This window comes from Skermanella aerolata KACC 11604 (assembly GCF_000936425.1).
In the GTDB taxonomy this organism is placed as follows: domain Bacteria; phylum Pseudomonadota; class Alphaproteobacteria; order Azospirillales; family Azospirillaceae; genus Skermanella; species Skermanella aerolata.
The window spans coordinates 105,726-131,771 of the sequence record NZ_AVFK01000002.1 but is presented as its reverse complement, the minus strand read 5'-3'; the positions used below and the strand labels follow the sequence as shown (position 1 = coordinate 131,771).

Below are 26,046 nucleotides of genomic sequence, written 5' to 3'. Positions count from 1 at the left end.
GGCATTGACCGATATCCTGAAAAGCGGCGGGACGACACCCGCCGCCCGGCCTCGCCGTCCTGCGGGGCCTCTAAAGCGTATCGCCGGGTTCCTGCTGTCGATCGCCCTGACGTTCCTGGGCCTGCTGCTGGTGACGTTCCTGATCGGCCGCGTCGTGCCGATCGACCCCGTTCTGGCCGCCGTCGGCGACCGCGCCAACGCCGAGACGTATGAGCGGATGCGGATCGAGATGGGGCTGAACCTGCCGCTCTGGCAGCAGTTCATCCGCTACGTCGGCGATGTCCTGCAAGGCGATTTCGGCACCTCGGTCTTGACCTCCCAGCCGGTGCTGGACGACGTCCGCCGCGCTTTCCCCGCAACGCTGGAACTCGCGACCGCCGCCATCATCATCGGCGTCGCCGTAGGCGTCCCCGCCGGGGTCTTCGCCGCCGTCCATCGCGGGCGCTGGCCGGACCATCTGGTGCGCGTGCTCGGCCTGGTCGGCTACTCGGTGCCGGTCTTCTGGCTAGGGCTGGTCGGCCTGCTGCTGTTCTACGCCAAGCTGGACTGGGCGCCGGGGCCTGGAAGGCTGGACGTGTTCTACGACGGGCTGGTCGATCCGGTGACCGGCGTCATCACGGTGGACGCCCTGCTGGCCGGCGAGACCGAGATCTTCTGGAACGCCCTGTCCCACCTGATCCTGCCGGCGTCGATCCTGGGGTATTTCAGCATCGCCTATATCAGCCGCATGACGCGCAGCTTCATGCTCGACCAGTTGCGCCAGGAATACATCACGACCGCACGGGTCAAAGGCATGTCGGAAACCCGCGTGATCTGGCGCCACGCGCTCGGCAATATCGCGGTGCCGCTGATTACGGTGGTGGCATTGTCCTACGCCAATCTGCTGGAAGGATCGGTCCTGACCGAGACGGTCTTCGCATGGCCGGGGCTTGGCCTCTACATCACCAACTCGCTGCTCAACGCCGACATGAACGCCGTGCTGGGCGGAACCCTCGTCGTCGGCGCCGTCTTCATCGGCCTCAACATGCTGTCCGACCTGCTCTACCGCCTGCTTGACCCGAGGGCGAAGAAATGACCGCTCGGGAATGGCTGCTGAGCGACACCCCGCAGTCGCGCTCTCAGGCGCGGATGGGCCGCCTGTACGGCGGCTGGCTGACGTTCACCGGCAACCGGCTGGCGATGGTCGGTCTCGGCATCGTCGTGGCGCTGATGCTGATGGCGCTGCTGGCGCCGCTGATCGCCACGCATCATCCCTTCGCCCAGGACTTGGCGAACCGGCTTCAACCGCCCAGCGCCGCCAACTGGTTCGGCACCGACCAGTACGGCCGGGACATCTGGTCGCGCGTCGTCTACGGCTCGCGCCTGACGCTCTACATAGTGCTGCTGGTGGCATTGACCGCCCCGGTAGCAGGGCTGCTGATCGGCACGATCTCCGGCTATCTCGGCGGCTGGACCGACATCGTCCTGATGCGGATCACCGACGTGTTCCTGGCCTTCCCCAAGCTGATCCTGGCGCTGGCTTTCGTCTCTGCCCTGGGTCCCGGGATCGAGAACGCCGTGATCGCCATCGCGATCACCTCCTGGCCGCCCTATGCCCGCATCGCGCGGGCGGAGACGATGACCATCCGGAACAGCGATTTCATCAGCGCCGTCCGGCTCCAGGGCGCCTCCCCGACCAGGATCATCCTGGGCCACGTGATCCCGCTCTGCACCTCCTCGCTGATCGTCCGGGTGACGCTGGACATGGCCGGCATCATCCTGACCGCCGCCGGGCTCGGCTTTCTTGGCCTCGGCGCTCAGCCTCCGCTGCCGGAATGGGGCGCCATGATCTCGACCGGACGGCAATACCTGCTGGACCAATGGTGGGTCGCCACCCTGCCCGGCATCGCCATCTTCGTCGTCAGCCTCGGCTTCAACCTGCTGGGCGACGGCCTGCGCGACGTGCTGGACCCGAAGAACTGATGACCGTTTCTCCATCCGCAACGCCTCTCCTCACCGTGGAAAACCTCCGCGTCCGCTTCCCGTCCCGCACCGGCTATACGGAGGCGGTGCGGGGCGTCTCCTTCACCGTCGGGCGCGAGAAGCTGGGCATCGTCGGCGAGTCCGGTTCCGGCAAGTCGGTGACCGGCCGCTCTCTGCTGCGGCTGGTGGCGCCGCCGGGCGAGGTCACCGCCGACAGGATCGAATTCGACGGCACCGACCTGCTGCATGCCTCGGAACGGAAGATGCGGGAGATACGCGGCCAGCGGATCTCGATGGTCATGCAGGACCCCAAGTTCTCGCTGAACCCTGTGATGACCGTCGGCCGCCAGATCGCGGAAGCCTACCGCGTCCATACCAAGGCCAGCCGGTCCGAAGCGCGCCGCCGCACGCTGGATATGCTCGGGGCCGTCCGCATCCGCGATCCGGAGCGGGTCTTCGACCTTTACCCGCACGAGGTTTCCGGCGGCATGGGCCAGCGCATCATGATCGCGATGATGCTGATCCCCGATCCCGACCTGCTGATCGCGGACGAGCCGACATCCGCCCTCGACGTGACGGTCCAGATGCAGGTGCTCGCCATCATGGACGAGCTGTGCAGCAGCCGGGGCATGGGCCTGATTTTCATCAGCCACGACCTTAACCTCGTTGCGTCCTTCTGCGACCGCATCCTGATCATGTATGCCGGCCGGGTGGTCGAAAGCTGCCGCGCCGGCGAGTTGCATGCGGCGAAGCATCCCTACACCCGTGGCCTGCTCGACAGCCTGCCCCGGCTGGACGACGACCGCGCCGAACTGCCGGTCCTGACCCGAGATCCCGCTTGGGCGGCGGAGGGTGGACGATGACCCAGGCCATGATCGGCATCGAAGACCTCGATGTCACCTTCGGCTACGGCGCCGCGACCGTCCATGCGGTCCAAAACGTCACTTTCCAAGTGAAGCCGGGGGAAAGCTTCGGATTGGTCGGCGAATCCGGGTCCGGCAAGTCAACCGTCCTGCGGGCGATGTCGGGGCTGAACCCGGACTGGTCCGGCAATGTCTCTCTCGACGGCCAGACGCTTGGACGCCAGCGCGACAAAGCGTTCTACAAACGCTGCCAGATGGTCTTCCAGGACCCCTATGGCTCCCTGCACCCGCGCCACACGGTCGACCGCATCCTGGCCGAGCCGGTCGCCATCCATGGGCTCGGCGATGCCGACAAGCGGATCGACCGCACGCTGCGCGAAGTCGGTCTCGGCCCGCAGTTCCGCTTCCGCTTTCCCCACCAGCTTTCCGGCGGACAGCGCCAGCGCGTCGCCATCGCCCGCGCCCTAATCCTGGAACCGCGCGTCCTGTTGCTGGACGAGCCGACCTCCGCATTGGACGTCTCCGTCCAGGCCGAAATCCTCAACCTGCTCAAGCGCCTGCGGGCAGAGCACGGGCTGACCTACATCCTCGTCAGCCACAACCTCGCCGTGGTCGCCTATATGTGCGACCGGCTTGCGGTGATGAACCGGGGACGCGTGGTCGAGGAACTGGATGTGGAAAGCCTGCGCCGGGGGCAGGCGCAGCAGGACTATACGCGACAACTGCTGCTGGCCAGCCAGGGCTACGACCGAGCCGTCGCCGACAGCTTCAAGGATTTCGCATAGGTACAGGAAGATGCACGTTCACGCAGCCGCCGGCCATGTGCTGACCGGGCGAACCGCGAGCGACGAGTTGCCGTAGCGCTCGTCGAAGGTCACTTCGGCCCCCACCCAGTCCGGCAGTTCGAACTCCTGCTCGGCGTGTTCCAGTTCGATCTCCGCCACCACCAGGCCGCTGTTGCGGCCGTCGAACACGTCGATCTCCCAGGTCATGCCGGCGAAGCCGACTTCGTAGCGCGTCTTGCGGATGAGCGTTTCGGGCGGCAGCCGGGACAACAGGGTGGAAGCCCATGAAAAAGGCACTGCGCGTTCGAATTCCGGACGGATCAGACCACGCCGCTCGCCCTTGATCGTCAGGAACGCTTGGTCGTTCCTGATCCGCACACGAGCCTTCTGGCCGCCGCTGCCGTTATCGAATGAGATATAGCCTTGCACTATCCTGTCGCCGTGGCGACAGAAATGCCGGACATCCTGGCAGACAAGGAACCTTCGTTCGATCTCGAATGACATAACTGCCAGCCGACGCTGTTGACGGGAGGGAGAGTAGACCGATACCGCGCCGTGGTAAAGGCCCGTCCTCACTTATGTAATAGCCGACAATACCTCTTTAGTCATGAACCCATTTCGCGGCACGGATTGTTGAGATAACGAACGGGCGGCAACTTCTTTGCCCGCCGCTTCCCTATTGGTCCCTGTTTCCCCATGCCGGCAAGAGAAGAAGACACCAAGCCCACCGGCGGCATTCTGCCGCGCCCCCGCCTACCAGACTCCCTGTCGCCCTTCCGCTACCCGATGTTCCGGGCGATCTGGCTGGCGACGCTGATGTCCAACATGGGCGTCTGGATACAGTCCGTCGGTGCGGCATGGCTGATGACGTCGATTACCGACAGCGCCCCCATGGTGGCGCTGGTCCAGTCGGCGACAGCATTGCCCGTGCTGCTGTTCTCGCTGTTCGGCGGAGCGCTGGCGGATTTGTGGGACAGGCGGCTGGTCTTCATGATCGGTCAGGTCATCGTCCTGTCGGGCGCCACGCTGATCGCGGTGCTGGAAGGCGTCGGGGCCGTGACGCCGTGGCTGCTGCTGGCGCTGGTCTTCATCCTGGATACCGGCTCGGCGCTGCGCCAGCCCGCATATCAGGCGACCGTCGGCGATCTGGTGCCACGGTCGGAACTGCCCATGGCCGTTGCCCTCAACAGCATCGGCTTCAACATCGCGCGGTCGGTCGGCCCGGCCATCGGCGGGCTGGTCGTCGCCGGCTTCGGGGTGCAGGCGTCGTTCATCCTCAACGCCGTGTCCAACGTCTTCATCATCGGCGTCCTGCTGATGTGGCGGCCCAAGCGCCCGGTCGACGAACTCCCGCGCGAGCATCTGCTGCCGGCGATGGTCAGCGGCCTCCGCTATGTCGGCGGCTCGCCGACCGTCCTGACCGTGATGCTCCGCTGCTTCGTCTTCACCGGACTGGCGGGTGCCGTCTGGGCGCTGCTGCCGCTGGTCGCCCGTCAGGACCTCGGCGGGGGCCCCTCCACCTACGGCATCCTCCTGACCAGCCTGGGCATCGGCGCCATCATCGGCGCGCTCAACATCGGCACGCTCCGCCGGCGGACCAGCGGACAGGTCATGGTGGCGCTGGGAACCACCTGCTTCGCGGTCGCGACGCTGGTGGTCGGCCTGATGCAGAGCCTCTACGCCGTCGTGCCGGCTCTGGTGCTGGGCGGGGCGGCCTGGATGACGACGCTGTCCAGCTTCAACGTCATGGTGCAGCTCTCCGCCGCCAACTGGGTCAAGGCGCGCGTGCTGTCGATCTACCAGATGTCGCTGTTCGGCGGGCTGGCGCTGGGAAGCTGGGGCTGGGGCCATGCGGCGGAAGCGATCGGCACCGGCCAGGCCTTGGCGATAGCCGGAGCCGGCCTGCTGGTCAGCCTCGTCCTCGGCTTCCGGTTCCGCCTGCCGGCCAACATCGCGCCCGACCTGTCGCCGATCACGGCCCTGCCCCGGCCGACGCTGGCGCCCGGCGTCGATGCCGGGCCGGGATCGGTCGCGGTGACCGTCGAATACGACGTCGATCCAGCCAAGGCCGACGCCTTCACCGCCGCGATGCGCTCGCTCCGCCGCCTCCGCAAGCGCGACGGCGCGGTGCGCTGGACGCTCTACCAGGATGCGGCCAAGCCCAGCCGCTGGGTCGAAGCCTTCCTGCTGCCGTCCTGGCTGGACGACCTGCGCCACCAGCGGCGCGCCACGATGGCGGACCGCGGGACGCTCGACCGAGTCCGCGCGTTCCACCAAGGAAACGAGCCGCCGCGCGTGTCGCACCTGCTGGCGCGCGGCACCCCCCGCATGGGGTGGCCGCCGGGCGCCGACGCGGCGGAGTGAAATGGCGGAATGATCAGGCGGCGTAGCGCCTGATCATCTTGGCGCAGAATTCCGCGAACTCCTCCGGGACTTGCGGCGCGCTGGTATGGTGTGGGGCGATGCCGCGATGCTCCGGCGTGAAGCAGAAGGTCACCGTCACGTCGAACTCCTCCAGCGCCAGCATCTGGCGGTCGAACCACTCCATAGCGTTCGGCCGGAAGCTGTCGGCCCAGCTCAGGCCGGTCCGCAGATGACGCACGCCCAGTTCCCGCATCGTGCGTACGGCATCCTCTAGCCGGTGGTCCTCGAAATGGAACCACTGGCACAGGCCCATGTCGGGCGCGTAGTTGTGGAAGTGCCGCATCGCCAGCTTGGGCGAACCGTCTTCCCGGATCAGCCCCATGTAGAAGTGCCGATAGTATGACGATCCCTCCGCCTCGCGGTGCCGGGTAGTGGCCTCCCACGAGCGCGGCAGGTCGTACAGGCTGTACCAGTGGATACGCGGCACCCGGCCGATCAGCAGGTCCGCCGTCCGCTGAAGCCCAAACTCCTGCACTTCCTCCGCCCCGAAGGTGGAGACGCCGACTTCCGTCACCCAGACCGGCAGGTTGGTGACGGACTGGATCTCCTTCAGCCGCTCCGGCCACTCGTCGATCTGCCACAGGTTCCAGTCCAGCGGGAAGCCGTGCAGCGCCACGACGTCCAGGTTGTCCAGCACACCCCGTTCCTGAAGCTTCAGGATGAAGGCCGGATCGATCGGCGAGATGCCGCCCAGGACGCGCAGCAGTCCGGGAGCCTCGGCCGCGATAGCCTGACCCGCCAAGGTCGCCATCCGCCCGAACCCGACCCAGTCGGGGTCGATTTCCGGGTCCCAGTGGGACTTGTTGTTGGGCTCGTTCCAGATCATCGCCGCTTCGATCATTCTTGTCCCCTCACTGGATAGACTGCCCCGATACCCGGTGCCGCGCGTTCGACCCGCCGGCAGAGATAGACCTCGTCCTCGGCCCGCTCGCCGATCTCGAATCCGCTGTCGCGGAGCATGGCTTCGACGCAGGCGCGGTTTGGAATCCACCAGTTGCTGTCGTCGTGGGAATAGCGATGCTCGACGAAGTGCATCTTCGGAAAGCCCGGCCGATCGAAGACCTTCGTCTCCTCGATCGGATAGTCCGGCTCCAGCGGCTCGACATCGGCGCTGCCGCGCTGCATCGACTGGAACAGCATCAGGTCGCGCGCGACATGGTCGTGGATCAGGTCCAGCGCCAGCAGCGGGTGCCGCAGGTGGTACAGCACGCCCATGAAGATGACGAGGTCGAAGCGCTCGCCCAGCTTCGCCACGTCGTAGACCGACAGATTGCGGAACTCGATCTCGACGCCGCTCATTTCGGCAGCGAAACGAGCTTGGTTCAGGTACATCGTTTCGGTATCGACAGCGACGACGCGGTCCGCGCCCCGGCGCTTCATCTCGATCGAATAGAAGCCGCCGTTGCAACCGATATCCAGCACGGTCATGCCGCGCAGGTCCTTCGGCACGGCATGGGCGAAGTGCCGCCACTTGACGTTCGGATAATCGCCCAGGAAATGGTTTGGGGCGGTTCGCACGCCCTTCAAGTCGATATTATGGAACCACTGGCCCAGATCGTCGATCCGGCGCCTGATATCGTCCTGCTCGCTCATTATGCTTCCTCGTTGATTCGCAGGATTCGGGGTCCCCAGGGACCGATTTCGACGGTGCTGATCGAAGCGGGCGCAATCTCCAGCCGCAGGAGCAGGTCGGTCGGCATGCCGAGCCAGTGCGTCAGCAAGGCCCTGATCACATCGCAATGGCTGACCAGCACCGTTGCACTACCGTCGGCAAGGGTCTCCATGTGGCGCAGCGCACGGGCCTGGACCTCCGCCATCGTCTCGCCACCCGGCGGCCTCGTGCCGCTACGGAAGTGGTTCCAGCGCCGCCAGTCCTCACGCTCCTCCAGCTCCTCGAAGGAGCTGCCGGTCCAGCCGCCGAAACTGATCTCCACCAGGGCATCCACCTGGACCGGGACGAGTCCTAGCCGCTCCGCGATGATGATCGCGGTCTCGCAGGTCCGCTCCAGCGGACTGCACTGCACGGCGTCGACAGGCCCGGCTTTTGCCAAGCGTTCGGCCGCGCGATACGCTTGCTCGCGTCCCGCGTCCGACAGTTTTACGCCGGACAAGCGTCCGGCAAGGACGCCCGGCGGCAGCACGTGGGAGCCGTGACGGACCAGATGGACTGTTTTGGTCACCATGGCCTCAGCCGCCCGGCAACCGCAACGTCAGGACTCGCCGGCAATGAAGCGAAGCGTCCGGGTTCGGGCTTCGGCATCGGTGAACTGCTGCGGCGGCGACTTCATGAAATAGCTGCTGGGTCCGATCAGCGCACCGCCGATACCACGGTCCAGCGCCAGTTTAGCGCAGCGGACCGCGTCGATCACGACGCCGGCCGAATTGGGCGAGTCCCATACTTCCAGCTTCAGTTCGCAGTTGAGCGGGACATTGCCGAAGGTCGTGCCTTCCATGCGGATGTAGCACCACTTGCGATCGGCCAGCCACGGCACGTAATCGCTGGGACCGACATGGGCGTTCTCGTTGGACAGCGGCACGTCCATCTGGCTGGTCACGGCATTGGTCTTGGAAATCTTCTTCGATTCCAGCCGGTCACGTTCCAGCATGTTCTCGAAATCGGCGTTGCCGCCGAAATTGAGCTGGTAAGTGCGGTCCAGCCGGACGCCGCGTTCGCGGAACAGGTTGGTCAGGACGCGGTGGACGATGGTGGCGCCTACCTGCGACTTGATGTCGTCGCCGATGATGGGCAGCCGCTTCTCCTCGAACCGGCGGCGCCAGACGTCGCGCGACGCGATGAAGGAGGGAATGCAGTTGACCAGCGCGCAGCCCGCTTCCAGCGCCTGTCCCGCATACCACTCGGTCGCCTGCTCGGACCCGACGGGAAGGTAGGACACCATGACATCCGCGCCGGTGGCGCGGAGGATGGCTGCGACATCGGCGACTGGCCGTTCCGATTCCGTAACGATCTGCCCGAGATACTTTCCAAGACCGTCAAGTGTCGGCCCACGCTCAACCGTCACGCCGGTCTTCGGCACCTCGGCGAAGCGGATCGTGTTGTTGGGCGGCGCCTGGATCGCCTCCGCCACATCGCGCCCGACCTTGCCTTCCGCCACGTCGAAGGCGGCGACGATCTCGATGTCGCCGATATGGTATCCGCCCAGCGTGACATGCATCAGCCCGGGGACCTGCTCGTCTTCCGGTGCGTTCCGGTAATATTCCAGGCCCTGCACAAGCGATGACGCACAATTGCCCACGCCGACGATCGCTAGGCGAACCTTTTTTCCACTCACTTACTTGCTCCATGTCGATGTTCTGGTTGCCGGCCGGTGGGCCAGCGAGAGGGAGCTATCGCCCGTACGGAATGGCGTCAGGCGAAACACGCCATCGAACGCCTTGTTCCCCACGGCTTTTCCTCGGTCGTCGGCCGACGCAGTAGGGCCATCCGATCATGTCATGAAGATCATTAGAATCCACATGGTCGTATGAAAAAAAACCGACTTTCCTGATCGAATACATCTGCCACACTCTGTGAACTCGATTTTGTGTAGTTGCTTCCAAAACAAAACAATCCAAGTCGATTGTGACAAGTCATCGAAATGACTTCTGGACGCCTTGGATTTCCATAAGTTTCATGATGAAGGTCAGATTATGACTATCGACAGAATGGAATGCGTTGTCATCGGTGCTGGAACGGCGGGTGCCGCCGTTGCGCGCCGGCTGGCCATAGCAGGCCACCAGGTCATGCTGATCGCCCGGCGCGGACGCGATGCGGACGACGGCAACGGCCTCGTGCCCGGACCGGGCTGGCCGGAACCCATCGAAGCCGCTGTCCTGGACCAGCCGGACACTCTCCGCGCCGTCCTTCGCGCGCGAAGCTTCGAGGCGCTGAAATCCTATTGCAAACTCACCGACACGCCTTTTTCCCCGACCGGCCAGTTCGTCGTCGCGCGCAGTGCGATGGAATGGCAGGCGCTTGCCGCCCTCAAATCCGAAATCGACGGCACGGCCGCTCTCGGACAGCCGCCTGTCCGGCTTCTCGATGCCGGTGAGGTCATCGGGCTCGAACCGGGTCTCAAATGCGTCGGAGCGCTACTGGCCGAAGATGCCGGTATCGTCGATGGCGACGCCCTGCGCCTGAATCTCCGGATCGACGCGGAAAATCGCGGCGCCTACGTGACGGAGGACAGCCGGCTCGTCGCGGCCTATCCGATGGGGCGGGGTTTCGAACTCGATCTGGCCGGCCATCCCGGGGAATTGACGACGCTCCGGTGCGACATCCTGATCAATGCCGCCGAGGAAGTCGAAGCCTATCAGGTGGCGGCCCGTATCGGCGGCATGAAGCAATACTTGCCCGGCGGCATGCCGCCGGCTCCCGGCAAACGCTATCACCTCGAAGGAACGGCGCCATTCCAGCGCCTTGTGGTGCCAAGCTGCCTGGACGAGGACGCATCGGCCCTTTTCTATCCAGGCTTCCGCGGCGATAGCTGGCTGGACGTGACGCATGCCCATGACGATGGCCCGGACATCGAAATCAAGACGCCGGTGCAGCACGGCATCAGGGGGCTGGTCAACGTGTTCGGGATGGATGCCCGCAGCGAGACGAGCCTCGCACTGGCGCTCGCCGACGCCATCATCGACGGCATCGCGGACCAGCCGCAACGAGGCTTCTTTCCGGGGGTTACGGGCAAGCTTGTCATGGCCTGAAAAGCTCGGGCATCGTTAACCTAAACGCTGCATTAACCATGCAGCGGGTAGTGTGCCGTCACCGGCCTCAACGGCATCCGGTGACAGCGCGAGACGTTATGACGACACCCGGCAGCATCCCCTTTTCTTCCACGGATCAACGCACACCCCAGACCGGCATCTTCGGCCTTTACAGGACGTTCTGGCGATATGCCGCCGGCAACAGGCCGCTGGTGGCGCTGTTCATGTCGCTGCTGTTTGCGGCACAGGCCGTACGCCTGACGATCCCATGGTTCTTCGGCCAAGCCGTCAACGCGATCCAGACCGCCGGCGGCCAGGACTTGGCGCTGGCCGGCTGGAACATGGCCATGATGTTCGGCGCCTGCGTGGTGGCCTGGGCGATGCACGGACCGGGCCGGGTGCTGGAACGTTTCATGGCGGTCCGCATCCGGGAGAAGTTCGCCGATACGCTCTACGACAAGGCCGTGGCGCTGCCGCTGCGCTGGCACGAAAGTCATCACTCGGGCGAAACGATCCAGCGCATGTCGAAATCGACCCAGGCGTTGTTCGGCTTTTCCCAGAACCAGTTCATCTATCTCCAGAACGGCGTCAGCCTGATCGGCCCCTTGGCGGCGCTATGCCTCGTCTCCACCGCGACCGGGACTGCGGCGGTCATCGGTTACGCCCTGATCTTCGCCATCCTGATCCGGTTCGATCGCATCATGGTCCGCCTCCTGCTGGAAGAAAATCGCTTCGAGCGTCGTTACAATGCCGAATTGATCGACTGCCTGGGCAACATCTCCACGGTCCTGACCCTGCGGCTCCAGGCGGCCACCCGTTCGGTGGTAGCCACCCGGCTGACCGCCGTGTTCGCCCCCCTGCGGCGGGGTGTCGTCATCAACGAGGCGAAATGGTGCGCTATCGACCTGCTAAACAACGGCATCCGGTGCGGACTGGTCGTGCTCTACGCGTGGCTTGCCTGGCGAAGCGAGGGCTTCATCCTGCTTGGCACCGCGGTCATGGTACACCAGTACTCGCAGCAGATCGGCAACGTCGTCGGCTCGATGGCGACGAACTGGCAGGAACTTGTCCGCTATCAGGCCGATATCGGCAGCGCCGACGAGATTATGTCGGCGCAGTCGCGTCCGTCCTCCTCAGCCCTGCCGGTGCCGGACGACTGGCGCGAGATCCGCATCGACGGACTCGATTTCACCCACGCCGGGCGGCGGGGATGTGTGCCGACCCTCGGCGTGCCTACCCTGAGCGACGTGTCGCTGACGCTCAAGCGCGGCGGCAGGATCGCCTTCGTCGGCGAGAGCGGATCGGGCAAAAGCACGCTGCTGCGCATCCTGGCTGGACTGTACGAGGCCGACCGGGTTTCCATCACCATCGACGGCGCGCCCCGTCCCGATCTCCGGGATCTGGCGCCACTGGCGACGCTGGTTCCCCAGGACCCGGAAGTGTTCGAGGGAACCTTCTCCCAGAACATCACGATGGGTATCGCATGGCCGTCGGAAACGGTGGAGCGGGCCTGCGACCTTGCCTGCCTCGCACCCGTGGTCGCGCGCCTGCCTGCCGGCCTGGACAGCGAGATCACGGAACGCGGCCTCAACATGTCGGGCGGCCAGAAGCAGCGTCTGGCGCTGGCTCGTGGTATCCTGGCATCGCGCGGCAGCTCGCTCATCATGCTGGACGAGCCGACCAGCAGCATGGACCCCGTTACCGAAGCCCGCCTCTACGACAATCTCCTGGCGGAGTTCCCCGACGCCTGCATCGCGTCGTCGATCCACCGGCTGCACCTGCTGAACCGCTTCGATACGATAGTCTGGATGGCCGACGGCAAGGTCGTGGACTCGGGCTCGCTCGCGGAGTTGCTGAGCCGCCAACAGGCGTTCCGTACGCTCTGGCAGAACTACGCCGGCAGCCAGCCGGTTGCGCCGGCCGGGCATGGGGATCTGGTGCTGGCGGCCTGACTGCAACCGGCTGACTTGAACCCGGCATGCTTCAGACCCGGCAGCCTTGGACCGGAATGCCTGCCCCCTCAGCTTTGGGGGTCGCGTCCCGGCATCCCGCGAGGCAGGATGCCGGCCTCGCAATAACCTGCCCGTTGCCGGAAGCGCGCCCGTAATCATGCTGCCGATCGTTCGCTCCATCTCGTCCCTCCTGATGGCCGTAGCCCTGCTGATGCTGGGCAGCGGGATGCTCAGCACGATGATCGGCGTCCGACTGTCGGGTGCCGGCGTCGGCGCCATGGCTATCGGTTTCGTCATGGCCGCCTACTATGCCGGCCTCACGGCGGGATCGCTCTACGGCTACCAAATCATCGTCAAGGTCGGACATATCCGCGCCTTCGCCGCCTTCGCCTCGGTCTTCTCGGTGGCGACCCTGGGCCATGCGCTCCACATCGACCTCGTCCTCTGGGGACTGCTGCGTCTGGCGGAAGGCTTCTGCATGGCCGGCCTGTTCATGTGCATCGAAAGCTGGCTGAACGAGCGCGCGACCGCCAGGACGCGCGGGCAGATGCTGTCGCTCTACATGATCACCCTCTACGGCGCCATGGCGGCCGGGCAGCAGTTGCTGATGCTGGACGATCCCAGCGGCATGCTGCGCTTCATCGTCACGGCGATGCTCACGTCGCTGGCCCTGGTCCCGGTGGCGCTCACCCGCAAGGGACCGCCGGTCCTGCCGGACATCGCATCGTTCGGCCTCCGCCGCCTGTACGAGGCGTCGCCGCTGGGCATCTTCGGGACCTTCGCCAGCGGCCTCGTCACCGGCGCAATCTATGGTCTGGCGCCCGTCTACGGCACGGAAGCCGGCTTCGGCAACGCCGGTACCGCCCTGTTCATGACCGTCATCATCCTGGGCGGCGTGGCGCTCCAGTGGCCGCTCGGCAAGCTTTCGGACGTGTTCGACCGCCGGACCGTGATCCTTGGCCTCTCGGCGGCCCTGGTGGCGGCCAGCCTGGGCATGGTCGCGGTCAGCGGGATGGCCGGCGACATGCAGGGGCAGGCCGTCATGGTGGCGGTGGCCGTCTTGTTCGGCGGCCTGTCTTTCACGCTCTATCCCGTCTGCGTCGCCCACACCAACGACCATATCGACAGGTCCGAACTGGTGCAGGCCAGCGGCGGGCTGATCCTGTCCTATTCCGCCGGAGCCACGATCGGACCCCTGGCCGGCTCCGCCGTCATGTCGGCGCTCGGCGGGCCGGGGCTGTTCGTCTTCACCGCTGCCAGCGCCGCCTCCGCCGTCGTGTTCGGCCTTTACCGCATGATGAGGCGCCCGGCTCCGCCAGCGGAAGCCCAGGGTCCCTTCCGCAGCCTGCCGCGCACGACGCCGGTCGCCAGCCCGCTCGATCCGCGCGGCGAGGACGAACCGCAACTCTCGCTCGACCTGGAAAGCGCATTCCCCAACGGGCGCCACGCCGCCGAATAAAGTCGCGGCCACCCCATTGGTTCCAGGGCTGGGGCGGGATATGCTGACCCGCCGGCAAGCTGATAAACCATCGATCGGGGCAATCCGGTCCCGAGCCCTTTCCGTGATCCAAGTGGAGTTCAGTTCATGGCCGCTCGCGCGCTAACCTTCTTCAAAGGCCAGTGGCTCGAAGGCAATCCTGGCATCATCGGTCCCATGAGCCATTGCATGTGGCTGTCGTCCGTCGTGTTCGATGGTGCCCGCGCCTTCGAAGGCGTGACGCCCGATCTCGACCTGCACTGCGAACGCGTGGTCGCCTCGGCCCATGCCCTGAGTCTTGCCCCCATGCTGACAGCCGGGGAGATCCAGGAACTGGCGCTGGACGGCATCGGCCGGTTCCCCGCGAACAGCGCCCTCTACATCCGCCCGATGTTCTTCGCGGAGGAAGGCTGGGTGATGCCGGACGCGGCGAGCACCGCCTTCTGCCTGACCATCCACGAATCCCCCATGCCGGCCGTCCAGGGCTTCACTGCCTGCCTGTCGAGCAAGCGCCGCCCGCTGCCCGGCACCGCCCCGACCGACGCCAAGGCGTCGGCCCTTTACCCGAACGCCGGGCTGGCGATCCGGGAGGCGATGGCGCGCGGCTTCGACAACGCGATCCTGCTGGACCCGCTCGGCAACGTCGCCGAATTCGCGACCGCCAACCTGTTCATCGCCAAGGACGGCGCCGCCCACACCCCCGTCTGCAACGGCACCTTCCTGAACGGCATCACCCGCCGGCGCGTCATCGGACTGCTGCGCGACGCCGGCGTGCCCGTCTTTGAGCGCACCATCTCATGGGCCGAGGTGCTGGACGCCGACGAGGTCTTCTCGACCGGCAACTATTCCAAGGTGGTGCCGGTGACGAAGGTCGAGGACAGGACCTTCCCCAACGGTCCCGTCGGCCGGCGTGCCCGCGGCCTCTACTGGGACTTCGCGCACCGGTGACAGGCTCGGCCCCCACCAGACCTGCCCGCCCTGTCGTGCGCGACGGCCGCGACGATGACGCGGACCAGTTGATCGCGCTGATGGCCGCCGTCTTCGCCGAGTATCCTGGCTGCGTCCTGGACGTCGATGCCGAGGAACCGGACCTGCGCGCCATAGACAAGTTCTATCGTGACTACGGCGGAAGGTTCTGGGTCGCGGAACACCCCGGCGACGGACGCATCGTCGCCATGGTCGGCGGCCGTCCCCTGAACGGCGGCCCGCACTGGGAACTGAAGAAGCTTTATGTCGACAGCCGGTGCCGGGGCGCCGGCATCGGCCGGCTGATGGTCGGACTGGTCGAGCAGGAAGCGGTCCGGCAAGGCGCTCCGGTCCTGGAACTTTGGAGCGACACCCGCTTTCTCGACGGCCACCGGCTCTACGAACGGCTTGGATATGTCCGGCAGCCGGGCCTGCGGGAACTCCACGACCTCAGCAACAGCGTCGAATTCCACTACCTGAAACGTCTGGATTTGAAACGTCTGGAGACGCCGTGACCAACCCGATCTCCAAGGAAACCCGGTCGCTGGTCCGGATACTGGACCACCACGGTATCGATGTCGTACTCGACGTCGGCGCCAATGTGGGGCAATACGCGGCCCGCCTGCGCCAGGGCGGCTGGAGCGGCAGGATCGTCTCGTTCGAGCCGCTGCCCGATGCCCACGCCACCCTCGAAGCCGCCGCCGCTCCCGACGCGCTGTGGGAAGTAGCGCCGCGAATGGCGCTCGGGGCCAGTGCCGGAACGGTGTCCCTCAACGTGTCTGCTGAGTCAGACATGAGTTCCGCCCTGCCCTTCGTGCCCGAGATGGCCGATCTGCTGGACAGCGCCGCCTATACCGGTACAGTGACGGCGCCCCTGGCGCGTCTCGACGGGGTGTTCGGCGAGTATGCCGGCAATGCCAGTCGGGTCCTGCTGAAGATCGATACCCAGGGCACCGAAGCGGCGGTACTGGAAGGGGCGTCCGGAGTTCTGGACCGGATATATGGCATCCAGCTTGAACTCTCCATCGTGCCGGTCTATCTGGGCGAGCGGACTTATCTGGACATGATAGCGACCCTGGGCGAACTTGGTTTCCGTCCAGCGCTCTTCGTTCCTGGGTACTTCAACCAGCGGTCTGCGCGGCTAATATCCATGGATGGCGTCTTTATCCGCGAGCAGGAAAATTTCACTTAATGATCTGTAAATGACTTCTCCGCCATATCTGTGGTTCCAACCCTGCGGTATCCAGAAAATTCTCACAGGGATGGTCGGAAGTGATCCGTGGCCTTGAATTCTGTTTCGCGAAAGTGACGTCATGACGACGATCCTGATCATCGACGATAGCCAGCTCGCCCGCAACATGGTGTCGGGGATGGTGCGCGGCGCCCGGCCGGACTGGTTCATCGTGACGGCGAAGAACGCCGACGATGCCCTGGAAAAAGTTAACGATGTCGTCCCCGACGTGGCGATCGTGGACTTCAACATGCCCGGCATGGACGGGCTCAACCTCTCGTGCGCATTGCACGAGCGGTTCCCGGCTCTCGACATCAGCATCTTGACCGCCAATGTCCAGGACAGCATCCGGCGCAAGGTGACCGACAAGGGGTTCCGCTTCGTCGAAAAGCCGATCACGCAGGACAAGATGCGTGAACTGCTGGCCACCATCGCGTGACGACGCCCATGGAACTCTCGGATCCCGAACGCGATGCCATCATCGAGCTGTTCAATCTGGGCATGGGCCGGGCCGCCGGTGCGCTCGGGCAGATGGTCGATGCCGAAGTCTCCCTCTCGGTACCCAGCCTCGACATCATCCGCCGCACCAACGCGCCCGAGCAGCTCGGCTGCCCGATAGGCCAGCGCATCTGCGCGGTCCGGCAGACCTTCGCCGGACCGTTCGACGGTCAGGCGATGCTGATCTTCCCGGAGGGAAGCAGCCTGGAACTGGTGCGCCGCCTGCTGCCGGACAGCCCGCCCATCGGCGACATGACCGACCTGGAGGAGGAGGCGCTGACCGAAGTCGGCAACGTCATCCTCAATCATTGTCTCGCCAGCTTCGCCAACCTGCTGCACGCGGAGATACGAACCGAGATACCGGTCTATCAGATCGGCCGGCCGGAAGAGATCGTCGGAGCCACCGGCGCCTCCTCCACGAACGCCTATGTCCTGCTGATCCGGGTCGATTTCGGCCTCTTCGCGCAAAGGATCGAAGGACACGTCCTGTTCCTTCAGGATATCGCTTCCATTCAGGCCTTCCAGGCCGCCATCAGGGCGTTCCTGGCAAGCATGGACCAGTAAAGGACCGGGTCGTCAGTCGTCATGTCCTTTCCTTCCGCCCTGTATGGCCACCCCGATCTCTCCGGCCTGATCGTCCATAACAGCGATTTCGGCCTCCTCGTGCTCGATCGGGACGAGAAGGTCGTGGTATGGAACCGCTGGCTGGCGGTCCACTCCGGGATCGGGGAGGAGGAGGCGCATGGCCGGAAACTGACGTCTCTCTGGCCGACGCTTACCAACACGCGGGTCGCCCACGCGATTACCGAAGCCCTGTGCCACGGTCGCGCCGGTTTCATCTCTCATGCCTTCAACCCGATGCCGTTCCCCTTGCGGGCGCTGGCCGGGGATGGCTTCGGCGATCCGATCGACCAGCTAGTGCTGGTGCGGGCGCTCGACAGCGCCGACGGCCAGCGTCTCTGCCTCGTTCAGATCGAGAACATCTCCAGCGCCGTCCGCCGCGAGAAGCATCTTCGCGGCCAGATCCGGGAGCTTCAGGAAACCAAGGCGCGGCTCGAGCAGCAGGGCCGCGACATGGAGGAGATGACCCGCCGGCTGCGCTCCGCGCGCGACGAGGCGGAACGCGCCAACCGCGCCAAGTCCGAGTTCCTCGCCAATATGAGCCACGAGCTGCGGACGCCGCTCAACGCCATCATCGGGTTCTCCGAGATGCTGGAATCCGGCTATGGCGGCACCCTGAGCGAGCGTCAGGCCAGCTATACCAAGGACATCCACGACAGCGGCCAGCACCTGCTCCAGATCATCAACAACGTGCTCGACATGTCCAAGGTCGAGGCCGGGCAGTACCAGCTGTACGAAACCGCCGTCGATCTCCGCGACGTGGCGCGCGCCTCCATCGCCATCCTCAGCGGCCGCGCTCGGGAACAGGGCCTGACGCTCGAACTGGCGATCGACAGCACGCTGCCCTGCGTCATGGCGGATGAACGCACGTTGCGGCAAGTGCTGCTGAACCTGCTGTCCAATGCGGTCAAGTTCACGCGTGGCGGCGGCAGGGTCACGGTGACGGGTGGGGTTCAGCAGGACGGCGACTTGGCGATCCATGTCGGCGACACCGGCATCGGGATCGCCCCGGAGGCGCTCGACCTCGTCATGGAGCCGTTCCGGCAGGCCAATGGCAGTTTCAGCCGGGAATACGAGGGTACCGGCCTGGGCCTGACCATCAGCAAGAACTTCATCGAACTGCATGGCGGCAAACTGGCGATCGAGAGCGAGGTCGGCGTCGGTACGACCGTCAGCGTTATCCTGCCAGCGTTTCGGGTGCTGCATCCGGCCTGAACCCGCCGGGAAACGCGCGGAAGCGGGCGATCTTCACGTTCGTTTGGAGCGGAAATCCATTTTCGCTTGTTAGGAGTGGTATCCTCAACCCAGTGGAGGCCACCCATGATACCGACCCCACAACCGCTCCCGCCGGATGGCGCGCCGAGCCCGAATGAGGATCTTCCCGATCCCGGTCCCCCATCCGTGCCGGAGGTCCCCGATTCCGATCTGGCGCCCCGCCGAAACCCCATACCGACGGAATGACGCCATGGCCGCGCCCGAAAAACAAGTGAACCAGACCGAATCCCGTCAAGCCACCAAGGAAGGCGTCGGCCGCTACGTGCTGACCATCTCTTTCGCGCTTGCCGCCGTCGCCCTCGTGATCGCCTTCTTCGTCGTTACGTGATCTTCGTCGCCCTCTCCCCGAAACGGGAGAGGGCCGGAAGAGAGCCGGTTCTATCGGCTCAGACGCTTTGGTCGCGGGTGAAGGGCAGGCTCCTCACCCGCCGCCCGGTGGCGGCGAAGACGGCATTGGCGACCGCCGGACCGATCGGCGGTACTCCCGGTTCCCCGACACCGGTCGGTGCTTCGGTCGACGGCACGATATGCACCTCGACCTTCGGCATTTCCTCGATCCGCAGGACACGGTAATCGTGGAAGTTGGACTGCAGGACTTCGCCCTTGTCCAGCGTCACCTCACCGTACAGCACGCCTCCCAAACCGAATCCGATACCGCCTTCCATCTGTGCCCGTATGACGTCCGGGTTGATGGCGCGTCCGCAATCGACTGCGCAGACCACCCTGTCCACCTTGACCGATCCGTCCGGCTGCATCGTGATCTCGGCCACCTGCGCTACGAAGGTCGAGAAGGATTCATGCACCGCGACGCCGCGCGCCTTGCCCTCCGGAAGCTTGGTTCCCCATCCCGCTTTTTCGGCGGCCAACTCCAGTACGGCCTTGTGACGCGGATGATGGGACAGCAGGGCGCGTCGGAACTCCACCGGGTCCTTGCCGGCCGCATGGGCCACTTCGTCGATGAAGACTTCGGTGGAATAGGCGGTATGGGTGCTGCCGACCGCCCTCCACCACAGCACCGGCACGCCGACCTTGGTGGTGTGGAGGTCTACCGCAAGGTTCGGAATGTCGTAGGGCAGGTTCGCGGCGCCTTCGACCGATGTCCCGTCTACCCCGTCCTTGACCATGACGGACTCGAACGGTGTTCCGCCGATGATGGATTGTCCGACGATGCGGTGCTGCCACGCCACCGGCCTGCCTTGCACATCCAGACCGGCGGTGAGGGTGTGATAGTACATCGGCCGGTAACGGCCACCCCGGATATCGTCTTCCCGCGTCCAGACCAGCTTGACCGGCGTCCCCCGGTCGAGCGCCTTCGCGACGTGGATCGCCTCCACGATATAGTCCGACACGGTATTGGCGCGACGGCCGAAGCTGCCGCCTGCCATCAGCGTGTGGATCCGCACCTGGTCCGGCTTCAAGCCCGACGCGGCGGCGGCATTGCCCTGATCGATGGTCTGGAACTGGTCGCCCGCCCAGATCTCGCAGCGGTCGCCGTCAAGCCGGACGACGCAGTCTAGCGGTTCCATCGGAGCATGGGCCAGATAGGGAAATTCGAAGGCAGCGGTGATGGTCTTCGCGGCCCCGGCCAGCGCTTTCGCCGTATCGCCCTGGCTGCGGACGGGCATGCCCGGCTTTTCCGCCAGCGCCTTGTATTCCGACATGATCTCGGCCGTGCCGCGGGTTTCCGCCCCGGCATCGTCCCACTGAACGTTCAGCGCTTCGCGCCCCTTGGCGGCGGCCCAGAAGTTCGTCGCGACCACCGCGACGCCGGACGGCACCTGCACGACCTCGACCACGCCCTTGACCGCCTTGGCTGGGGCAGCATCCACCGACTTGACCCTGGCGCCGAACACCGGCGGCCGGGCGACAACCGCCGTCAGCATCCCTGGCAGGCGAACGTCCAGGGCGAACTGCGCGGTGCCGTCGGTCTTGGACTTGGCATCGACGCGCGGAACCGACGTTCCGATCAGCGTGAACCGCCCCGGGTCCTTCAAGGTGACGTCCACCGGCACCGGCAGGCCGGCGGCCTTGCCCGCCAAATCCCCGAACGTGGCGCTCCGCCCGGAAGTTGCGTGGGAGACGACGCCTTTCTCGACCGTGATCCCGGCGCGGTCGACGACCCAGTCCTTCGCCGCCGCCTCGACCAGCATAGCCCTCGCCGTGGCCCCGGCCTTCCGAAGCTGATCGTAGGAATTCGCGATGGACGAACTTCCGCCGGTTCCCTGCACGGGGCCGAATTGCAGGTTGTTGTAGAGCGACGCATCGGCCGGGGCGCTTTCGACGCGGATCTGCGCCCAGTCGGCATCCAGTTCCTCGGCGACTATGGTCGCCAATCCGGTGTAGACGCCCTGCCCCATTTCCAGGTGCTTCGACAGCACGGTCACCGTGTTGTCCGTCCCAATCCGCACGAACGCATTGGCGGCAAGGGTACCGTCGGCGGCATAAGCGGCGGAAGCGAATTTGGGCATCCCGCCGTTCCAGCGGAAACCGACCGTCAGGCCGGCCGCCGCCGCCGCACTTCCCTGTAGGAACCGGCGCCGGCTCGGTCTGGGATCCTTGGCGAAGTTCTTCAGCATGGCTCAGCCCTCCATCGTGGTGGCGGCGGCATGGATGGCGGACCGGATGCGGACATAGGTCGCGCACCGGCAGATGTTTCCGCTCATGGCGGAGTTGATGTCGTCGTCAGTCGGCTTTGGCGTCTGCTCCAGCAAGGCCACCGCCGACATGATCTGCCCGGACTGACAATAACCGCACTGCGGAACTTCAATCCGCTGCCAGGCGGCCTGGACCGCGGCAGCCGCCTTGCCGGAAATTCCTTCGATGGTCGTGACCGACTGGCCCTCGACGCTGCTGACCGGCGTCGAGCACGAACGCACCGGTTGTCCTTCGAGATGCACGGTACAAGCGCCGCATTGAGCAGCGCCGCAGCCGAACTTCGTTCCGGTCAAGCCGGCGAATTCCCGAACCGCCCACAGCAGCGGCATTTCCGGGTCCACGTCCAGGCTGACCGGCTCCCCGTTCAAAACGAATGAAACCGCCATTGCTCTCTCCCTGCCTCGATTTGCAATCGTCGTGTACGAAAGCTTTCGATCGCTGGCAGTGCGCACCGTCACTGCCCGGTCCAGTCAGGGGTGATAATGGATTGCCGCTGTCGTGCCTGAATAGTCTGTTTCAACGGTCAAATTCAGGAGTTGAAAAGTTCGACCGGCGGTCGGCAAGTGTTGGGCCACGGCCCAACCTACGAAGCAGGAGTCTGTAGGTTGGGCCGTGGCCCAACAGACATTGTCCACACAGGTCAATGTCTTCGGCCCCTGGTATTATTCGGGCTGGAGCACTTATGGGGTCAGAGCAGCTTGACCATCGTCCCGACGACTCCGACCGCTATGGCGAGCATCGCGCCCAGCTTGATCGTCATACGCTGTTCAAGAAGCGTGATTTCCGATCGGACGGCTGCGAATTCGAACTTCGATTCGGCCTTCATCCCACTCAGTTCGAGGCGAAGATCGACAAACTCGGCACGCGTCGCGGCGCGAAATTCGGCAAGCTCCGACTTCCCTTCCAGACGTGACTGATTGATCTTGGCGGTCAGTTCATCTCTCACCGCACTTATCTCAGCCTTGACCGCACCGACATCGGCCTTGGTTGCCGCCTGATCGTCCAGATATTCCGCCAACGCATCCACCTGCTCATGGGTAAACCCAGCTCGTTCAAGCTTGAGAATTGCCGCCGCACCCATGATGAATTCCCGTCAACAGCAGTGTCGCAGCCTAAGCCGCGCAGCGCTCATAACACATTTTCGCTAACTGCAATCCACTGCACTCATCCGCAACCGGCCAGCCTCCTGTGGCCCCTCGTCACTCCCCGGCACGCCTCCGGCCGAAGTGGACGAAGTCGGATGCTTCGTGGGGCGGGCACAGCAGGTCCTTGATCGGGATGCACAGGAGATCGCGTTCCGCTTCGTCGGCCGCTTCCAGCAGCTTGGCGCAGCGCTCCTGCCAAGGGGCTTCCAGGGCGACCAAGCCCCGCACGGTGCCGCGCAGCCCGATGCCCAGACCCTTCAGCAGGTCGTACAACGTCGACGAACTGAGATCGCGGGTCGCGACCCAGGCGCCCTGACTGGTACGGGCGACCCAGTGGCTTCCTCTCATCTGCTCCAGCATGCCGTCGATGATGGCTCCGCCGACGGGAACGCGGCCGATCAGGGTATGCCGCCTCATTCCGACGCCGAGATGGCTGGCGCGGAGCAGTTCAGCCAGGATCGCCAAAGCGACCGCCACCCGCTGGGCCGGCAGCAGCCCTTCCGGCCCGATCCGCGAGATCTTCCCGGCCCGCCATTCCGGCAAGGCCGCCGCAACCTCGGCTCCGATCAGCACCGTGGACCATGCGATATATAGCCACAGCAGGAATATCGGGATACTCGACAGCGCGCCGTAGATGGTCCGGTAGGCCGGAAACTGGGTGATGTACCAGCCGAACCCGTACTTCGAGAACTCCAGCAGCACGCATGCGGTCAGTGCGCCGATTACGGCGTCCTGCCAGCGCACCGCGCGGTTCGGGATCAGCAGGTAGATCAGGGTGAAGGCGATCCACTCGAACACGCCGGGCAGCATCAGCCGCCATGCGCGGAACGTGTCGGCTTCCGGGTTGAGCTGGAAGACGGCCAGCAGATAGCTGGAAAACGACAGGCTGGCGCCGAACAGCAGAGGCGTCAGGGTCAGGATCGCCCAGAAGGCCAGCAGGCGCGTAACGAGCGGACGCGGCTCGGAAACGCGCCAGATCGCGCTGAACGAGCCTTCGATCGTCCAGAACAGCATGACGGACGTGATCGCCAGACCGACGATGCCGAAGGCGGTGAGCTGGCCGGCGTTTCCGGCGAACTGGATGATCGTGTCCTGGATGGCGTCGCCGACTTCCGGCACCAGGTTGCGCAGGATCAGCGTCTGGGCCTGTTGCTGAAGCATCTCATAGGCCGGGAAGGCCCGGAAGATCGCGAAGCCGATGGTCATCAGCGGTACCACCGCCAGTAGCGAGGTATAGGTCAAGGCCGCCGAGGTGGTCAGGCAGTCGTCGGCGAAATAGCGCTTGAACAGGTATTCCATGAAGCTTGCGAAATCGCGCAGCCGCTTCGGGACCGATTGAAGCTGGTCCGGCAGATGGGAGATTCGGAAATCCATCAAGGACGCTCCCGGAGTTGACGCGGCCCGCACGGGGTTGTAGCTGGGAAAAAGCAATCCGGGTTACCGCTCATCCCGCCGTCACCCATCCCGCCTTTGATCCATTTTTTCTTTCGTGTACGATGCCGGCCGATTCCAAGCGCCGACAGCACATCAACGAGGCCTCGATGTCTACATCCTCTCAACTCATGGCCGGCAAGCGTGGTCTGGTCATGGGCGTGGCCAACGACCGGTCGATCGCCTGGGGTATCGCCAGCGCGCTCGCGGCGCACGGCGCCGAACTGGCCTTCACCTACCAGGGCGACGCCCTCGCGAAGAGGGTCAAGCCGCTGGCGGAGTCGGTCAAGTCCCAGATCGTCGTCCCCTGCGACGTAACCGACGAAGCGAGCCTCGACGCCACCTTCAAGGCCATCGAAGACCAGTGGGGAAAACTCGACTTTCTGGTTCATGCAATCGCCTTCTCGGACAAGAACGAACTGGATGGCATGTATCTCAACACTTCGCGCGCCAACTTCGCGCGGACGATGGATATTTCATGCTACTCGTTCACCGCCTGCTGTCAGCGGGCCGTCCCGTTGATGAAGGACGGCGGCAGCATGATCACCCTGTCATACTACGGGGCCGAACGCGTTATGCCTCATTACAACGTGATGGGTGTAGCAAAAGCGGCGCTGGAGGCAAGCGTGCGCTACCTCGCGACCGACCTTGGCCCCCAGAATATCCGGGTCAACGCTATTTCGGCCGGTCCGATCAAGACGCTGGCGGCCAGCGGCATCGGCGACTTCCGCTATATCCTGAAGTGGAACGAGTATAACGCGCCGCTCCGGCGCAACGTCACGATCGGCGAGGTCGGCGGTTCCGCCCTCTACCTGCTGAGCGAGCTGGGCAGCGGAGTCACCGGCGAAGTCCACCACGTCGACGCCGGCTACCATACCGTCGGCATGGTCGCGGTCGACTCGGCGGCGGAGACGGCGCAGCTTCTCCAGGGTCTCACCGGCAGCGCGGCCAAGGGCTGATATCATGGCGGGCAACAGCTTCGGCACGGCGTTCCGGTTCACCACCTGGGGCGAAAGCCATGGTCCCGCGATCGGCGCCGTCGTCGATGGTGTCCCACCGCGTCTGCCCCTGACCGAGGCGGACATTCAGCACTTCCTGGACAAGCGCAAACCCGGCCAATCGCGCTTCACCACCCAGCGGCGCGAACCGGATATCGTCAAGATCCAGTCCGGCGTGTTCGAGGGACTGACCACGGGCACTCCCATCTCGCTCGTGATCGAGAACCAGGACCAGCGCTCGAAGGACTACGGCGACATCGCGGCCAAGTTCCGGCCCGGCCACGCCGATTTCACCTATCAGGCCAAATACGGCATCCGAGATTATCGCGGCGGCGGCCGGTCCTCGGCGCGCGAAACCGCCAGCCGCGTCGCGGCGGGCGCCGTCGCCCGCAAGGTGCTGGGATCAGGCGTCACGATCCGGGGGGCGCTCGTCCAGATCGGGCCTCACCGGATCGACCGGTCACGCTGGGACTGGGACCAGATCGACGCCAATCCGTTCTTCTGCCCAGACGCAGGGACGGCGTCGCAGTGGGAGAGCTATCTGGACGAGGTCCGCAAGTCCGGCTCCAGCATCGGCGCCGTGATCGAAGTGGTGGCGTCGGGCGTACCTGCCGGCTGGGGCGATCCCCTGTACGACAAGCTGGACAGCGATCTTGCCCGCGCCATGATGACGATCAACGCCGTCAAGGGCGTGGAAATCGGCGACGGTTTCGCGGCCGCAGAGCTGTCGGGCGAGGACAACGCCGACGAGATGCGCGCCGATCCGGCAGGGGGCGTACGTTTCTTGTCCAACCACGCCGGCGGGATACTGGGCGGCATCTCCACCGGTCAGGACATCGTCGTACGCTTCGCCGTCAAGCCGACCAGCTCTATCCTGTCGACCCGGCAGACCGTCGACATGAACGGCAACGAGACCGAGATCGTCACCAAGGGCCGGCACGACCCTTGCGTCGGCATCCGCGCCGTTCCCGTCGGGGAAGCGATGATAGCCTGCGTCCTGGCCGATCACCTGATGCGTCATCGCGCGCAATGCGGTGGCTGAAGGTGCGGCGGCAAAAA

The 26,046-nt window shown here is 65.1% G+C and carries 26 protein-coding genes; 17 read left to right on the top strand and 9 right to left on the bottom strand.

The features are described from left to right. Nucleotides 1-13: 13 nt before the first annotated feature. The 4 genes from N826_RS03610 to N826_RS03595 are packed head-to-tail and all read left to right on the top strand — an operon-like array spanning nucleotide 14 to nucleotide 3,610. Nucleotides 14-1,075 carry an ABC transporter permease gene (locus N826_RS03610; protein WP_373866621.1) on the top strand — a complete coding sequence of 354 codons (1,062 nt, stop codon included), beginning with the start codon at nucleotides 14-16 and terminating at the stop codon, nucleotides 1,073-1,075. Further along, on the top strand, nucleotides 1,072-1,962 hold the full coding sequence (gene nikC, locus N826_RS03605; protein WP_044426033.1) for a nickel transporter permease: 891 nt from the start codon (nucleotides 1,072-1,074) through the stop codon (nucleotides 1,960-1,962). The genes N826_RS03610 and nikC overlap by 4 nt, the downstream gene beginning before the upstream one ends. Continuing rightward, a complete protein-coding gene (locus N826_RS03600; protein WP_044426032.1) occupies nucleotides 1,962-2,825 on the top strand; it encodes an ABC transporter ATP-binding protein in 864 nt (287 codons plus the stop codon). The genes nikC and N826_RS03600 overlap by 1 nt, the downstream gene beginning before the upstream one ends. After that, the gene (locus N826_RS03595) at nucleotides 2,822-3,610 is read left to right on the top strand and encodes an ABC transporter ATP-binding protein (protein ID WP_044426031.1); all 789 of its coding nucleotides are present in this window, start codon (nucleotides 2,822-2,824) and stop codon (nucleotides 3,608-3,610) included. Before N826_RS03600 ends, N826_RS03595 begins: the two co-directional genes overlap by 4 nt. Before the next feature lie 18 nt (nucleotides 3,611-3,628). On the opposite strand, the gene N826_RS03590 is transcribed toward N826_RS03595, so the two are convergent. Further along, nucleotides 3,629-4,114, bottom strand: a complete 486-nt coding sequence (locus tag N826_RS03590; RefSeq protein WP_044426029.1) for a CYTH domain-containing protein — start codon at nucleotides 4,112-4,114, stop codon at nucleotides 3,629-3,631. Nucleotides 4,115-4,306: 192 nt separating this feature from the next. Between N826_RS03590 and N826_RS03585 the strand changes: the two genes are divergently transcribed. Next, the gene (locus N826_RS03585) at nucleotides 4,307-5,974 is read left to right on the top strand and encodes an MFS transporter (RefSeq protein ID WP_084720457.1); all 1,668 of its coding nucleotides are present in this window, start codon (nucleotides 4,307-4,309) and stop codon (nucleotides 5,972-5,974) included. A gap of 13 nt (nucleotides 5,975-5,987) precedes the next feature. On the opposite strand, the gene N826_RS03580 is transcribed toward N826_RS03585, so the two are convergent. Genes N826_RS03580 through N826_RS03565 form a run of 4 tightly spaced genes read right to left on the bottom strand, consistent with a single transcriptional unit; the run spans nucleotide 5,988 to nucleotide 9,324 of the window. Then, nucleotides 5,988-6,875, bottom strand: coding sequence for a glycoside hydrolase 5 family protein (locus N826_RS03580; protein ID WP_044426028.1), 888 nt, complete (start codon nucleotides 6,873-6,875; stop codon nucleotides 5,988-5,990). Further along, nucleotides 6,872-7,627, bottom strand: coding sequence for a TIGR04290 family methyltransferase (locus tag N826_RS03575; protein WP_044426027.1), 756 nt, complete (start codon nucleotides 7,625-7,627; stop codon nucleotides 6,872-6,874). Before N826_RS03575 ends, N826_RS03580 begins: the two co-directional genes overlap by 4 nt. Further along, nucleotides 7,627-8,217, bottom strand: coding sequence for a histidine phosphatase family protein (locus tag N826_RS03570; RefSeq protein ID WP_044426026.1), 591 nt, complete (start codon nucleotides 8,215-8,217; stop codon nucleotides 7,627-7,629). The genes N826_RS03575 and N826_RS03570 overlap by 1 nt, the downstream gene beginning before the upstream one ends. Before the next feature lie 27 nt (nucleotides 8,218-8,244). After that, the gene (locus N826_RS03565) at nucleotides 8,245-9,324 is read right to left on the bottom strand and encodes an inositol-3-phosphate synthase (RefSeq protein WP_044426025.1); all 1,080 of its coding nucleotides are present in this window, start codon (nucleotides 9,322-9,324) and stop codon (nucleotides 8,245-8,247) included. A 358-nt stretch (nucleotides 9,325-9,682) separates the two neighbouring features. Here N826_RS03565 and N826_RS03560 point away from each other — a divergent pair, with 358 nt between their 5' ends. The 10 genes from N826_RS03560 (at nucleotide 9,683) to N826_RS42800 (ending at nucleotide 19,086) form a co-directional block, all read left to right on the top strand. Beyond that, complete coding sequence (locus N826_RS03560; RefSeq protein ID WP_084720456.1) at nucleotides 9,683-10,738, top strand: FAD-dependent oxidoreductase; 1,056 nt, start codon at nucleotides 9,683-9,685, stop codon at nucleotides 10,736-10,738. Nucleotides 10,739-10,836: 98 nt separating this feature from the next. Continuing rightward, nucleotides 10,837-12,690 (top strand): ABC transporter ATP-binding protein, encoded by a 1,854-nt coding sequence (locus tag N826_RS03555; RefSeq protein WP_052830806.1) that lies wholly within the window; start codon nucleotides 10,837-10,839, stop codon nucleotides 12,688-12,690. A 157-nt stretch (nucleotides 12,691-12,847) separates the two neighbouring features. Then, on the top strand, nucleotides 12,848-14,149 hold the full coding sequence (locus tag N826_RS03550; RefSeq protein ID WP_044426022.1) for an MFS transporter: 1,302 nt from the start codon (nucleotides 12,848-12,850) through the stop codon (nucleotides 14,147-14,149). Between the two features lie 126 nt (nucleotides 14,150-14,275). Further along, nucleotides 14,276-15,115 (top strand): branched-chain amino acid aminotransferase, encoded by an 840-nt coding sequence (locus N826_RS03545; protein WP_044426021.1) that lies wholly within the window; start codon nucleotides 14,276-14,278, stop codon nucleotides 15,113-15,115. Beyond that, the gene (locus N826_RS03540) at nucleotides 15,112-15,648 is read left to right on the top strand and encodes a GNAT family N-acetyltransferase (RefSeq protein WP_044426020.1); all 537 of its coding nucleotides are present in this window, start codon (nucleotides 15,112-15,114) and stop codon (nucleotides 15,646-15,648) included. Before N826_RS03545 ends, N826_RS03540 begins: the two co-directional genes overlap by 4 nt. Beyond that, nucleotides 15,645-16,325 carry an FkbM family methyltransferase gene (locus N826_RS03535; RefSeq protein ID WP_044426019.1) on the top strand — a complete coding sequence of 227 codons (681 nt, stop codon included), beginning with the start codon at nucleotides 15,645-15,647 and terminating at the stop codon, nucleotides 16,323-16,325. The genes N826_RS03540 and N826_RS03535 overlap by 4 nt, the downstream gene beginning before the upstream one ends. A 121-nt stretch (nucleotides 16,326-16,446) precedes the next feature. Then, a complete protein-coding gene (locus N826_RS03530) occupies nucleotides 16,447-16,803 on the top strand; it encodes a response regulator (RefSeq protein WP_044426018.1) in 357 nt (118 codons plus the stop codon). Between the two features lie 8 nt (nucleotides 16,804-16,811). Next, the gene (locus N826_RS03525; protein WP_044426017.1) at nucleotides 16,812-17,426 is read left to right on the top strand and encodes a hypothetical protein; all 615 of its coding nucleotides are present in this window, start codon (nucleotides 16,812-16,814) and stop codon (nucleotides 17,424-17,426) included. A 21-nt stretch (nucleotides 17,427-17,447) separates the two neighbouring features. Next, nucleotides 17,448-18,698, top strand: a complete 1,251-nt coding sequence (locus tag N826_RS39645; RefSeq protein WP_052830804.1) for a PAS domain-containing sensor histidine kinase — start codon at nucleotides 17,448-17,450, stop codon at nucleotides 18,696-18,698. A gap of 250 nt (nucleotides 18,699-18,948) precedes the next feature. Next, the gene (locus tag N826_RS42800) at nucleotides 18,949-19,086 is read left to right on the top strand and encodes a hypothetical protein (RefSeq protein WP_157599318.1); all 138 of its coding nucleotides are present in this window, start codon (nucleotides 18,949-18,951) and stop codon (nucleotides 19,084-19,086) included. Nucleotides 19,087-19,144: 58 nt separating this feature from the next. On the opposite strand, the gene N826_RS03515 is transcribed toward N826_RS42800, so the two are convergent. From N826_RS03515 to N826_RS03500, 4 genes are all read right to left on the bottom strand, one after another. Beyond that, complete coding sequence (locus N826_RS03515; protein ID WP_044426016.1) at nucleotides 19,145-21,334, bottom strand: xanthine dehydrogenase family protein molybdopterin-binding subunit; 2,190 nt, start codon at nucleotides 21,332-21,334, stop codon at nucleotides 19,145-19,147. Between the two features lie 3 nt (nucleotides 21,335-21,337). Beyond that, a complete protein-coding gene (locus N826_RS03510; protein WP_044426015.1) occupies nucleotides 21,338-21,799 on the bottom strand; it encodes a (2Fe-2S)-binding protein in 462 nt (153 codons plus the stop codon). A 302-nt stretch (nucleotides 21,800-22,101) separates the two neighbouring features. After that, nucleotides 22,102-22,494 (bottom strand): hypothetical protein, encoded by a 393-nt coding sequence (locus tag N826_RS03505; protein WP_147040139.1) that lies wholly within the window; start codon nucleotides 22,492-22,494, stop codon nucleotides 22,102-22,104. A gap of 118 nt (nucleotides 22,495-22,612) precedes the next feature. Continuing rightward, nucleotides 22,613-23,932, bottom strand: coding sequence for a YihY family inner membrane protein (locus tag N826_RS03500; protein WP_052830803.1), 1,320 nt, complete (start codon nucleotides 23,930-23,932; stop codon nucleotides 22,613-22,615). A 167-nt stretch (nucleotides 23,933-24,099) separates the two neighbouring features. Between N826_RS03500 and fabI the strand changes: the two genes are divergently transcribed. Together fabI and aroC are read left to right on the top strand one after the other, a co-directional pair. After that, nucleotides 24,100-24,948 (top strand): enoyl-ACP reductase FabI, encoded by an 849-nt coding sequence (fabI, locus tag N826_RS03495; protein ID WP_044426325.1) that lies wholly within the window; start codon nucleotides 24,100-24,102, stop codon nucleotides 24,946-24,948. A gap of 4 nt (nucleotides 24,949-24,952) precedes the next feature. Then, nucleotides 24,953-26,029 (top strand): chorismate synthase, encoded by a 1,077-nt coding sequence (gene aroC, locus N826_RS03490; protein ID WP_044426012.1) that lies wholly within the window; start codon nucleotides 24,953-24,955, stop codon nucleotides 26,027-26,029. Nucleotides 26,030-26,046: the final 17 nt, after the last annotated feature.